The organism is Bacillus sp. FG16, assembly GCF_057809515.1.
Genome location: NZ_JBMDKC010000239.1, coordinates 1 through 1,583 on the forward strand (window position 1 = coordinate 1; position 1,583 = coordinate 1,583).

The window sequence follows — 1,583 nt, forward strand, 5'->3', positions numbered from 1 at the left end:
CTTTTTCTGTGAAAAGACTTGAATTAAGATCCCAAACTTCATATGTACTGTAGAGGGAAGTAATTTTGATATGTGTGTCTAGTGACTTTAAAAAGAGCATAGATAAATAAGCCACATGTTATTAAATTTTTTTAACAGTAGCGAAAGAAATATGAACTTGAGTTGATTACCTTAAGAAAGAACTTTTGAATACTCAATAAATCCAGATCGTTGATCTAGTATGTGATAGATAATTTTAATGACTTTATGCGCAATGGCAATAAGTGCTTTCTTTTTACCTCTTCGTGCAGCAAGAGACCAATACTTTCCTGATAACCATGTATGACGCGTTCTCGAGATGGCCCATGCTACTTCACAAAGCATGGATTGAATGTGTGGATTTCCTTTTGTTGTTCGAGTACTTTTTTTCTTGCCTGCACTTTCATGATTTCCAGGCGATAAGCCTGCCCATGAAGCAAGGTGTTGGGCAGATGGAAATTGTCGCATTTCGACACCGATTTCTGCAATAATGCTTGCGGCAGCATGCTTTTTCACCCCTGGAATCGTTAAAAGGAGTTCAACTTGTTCTGGATAAGGTGAAAGAAGTTCATCAATTTTTTCTTCTAGTTGTTCAATAGATTCTTCGAGAAATAAGATGTGATTCCAAGACTGACGAATAAGAAAAATTTGATGTGGATTCAGTGTTCCAAATAAAGATTCTGTAATCTGAGATGCCTTCGGCATCATGCTTCCATGAATATTTTCTTCTACCTCATGTGAGTTAACATATCCTTGTTCCACAAGCCGAGTCAGTAATTTACGACCAGATACGCCGAACACATCAGAAATAATAGAACCTAGTTTAATATTGGAGCATTCTAATGTTTTTTGGATACGATTTTTTTCAGCAGTCATATTACCAATCATTTTCTTGCGTAAACGTGTTAAATCTCGAAGTTCTCGGATATCTGCCGGAGGTACAAAACTTTTTTCAATTAGTCCATACCGAAGGAGTTTGGCAATCCATTCGGCATCCGCTACATCTGTCTTGCGCCCTGGCACATTTTTAATTCTTTGTGCATTGGCAAGGGTAATATCAAAATAATCTTCTAAAATGTTGAAAACGGGTTTCCAATAGATACCGGTGCTTTCCATCGCAAGATGGGTAATATGTAGATTTTCGAGCCATTGAAGCATTTCAAATAAATGTTTTGTGAAAGTAGGAAATGTACGAATTTCCTTTGTAAGTTCTGTATCAGAAGTACCAATGTAAACACAAACAACAATTTCTTTTTGGTGGACATCAAGTCCAGCACAATGAGAATGTAAAGTTTCCAACGTATGAACCTCCCAAATGAATATGAGATGGATAACCGAAATAATTGGAATTTCAACATTTTTCTGTCCGTGATCAGAATAAATCTGTCAACAAAGGGATGTGCACCAAATTATTTCTTACAGTTTATTTTACGGGGTGAACCCACCATAAAAAGCCACGTACTAAAGTATCCATCTATGTAACCAGTATGGAAAGCTTGGAAAATAAATAGTCACACCCCTTTTCATATATGGGTGTGACTGTAAAGTCATGATTGTTTATTTTA

At 36.3% G+C, this 1,583-nt stretch carries 1 protein-coding gene; it reads right to left on the reverse strand.

Translation table 11 applies throughout. The annotated features are described in order from the left end of the window. Nucleotides 1-171: 171 nt before the first annotated feature. Nucleotides 172-1,317 carry an IS110 family RNA-guided transposase gene (locus ACODS7_RS31895; protein ID WP_243169456.1) on the reverse strand — a complete coding sequence of 382 codons (1,146 nt, stop codon included), beginning with the start codon at nt 1,315-1,317 and terminating at the stop codon, nt 172-174. Between the last annotated feature and the right edge of the window lie 266 nt (nt 1,318-1,583).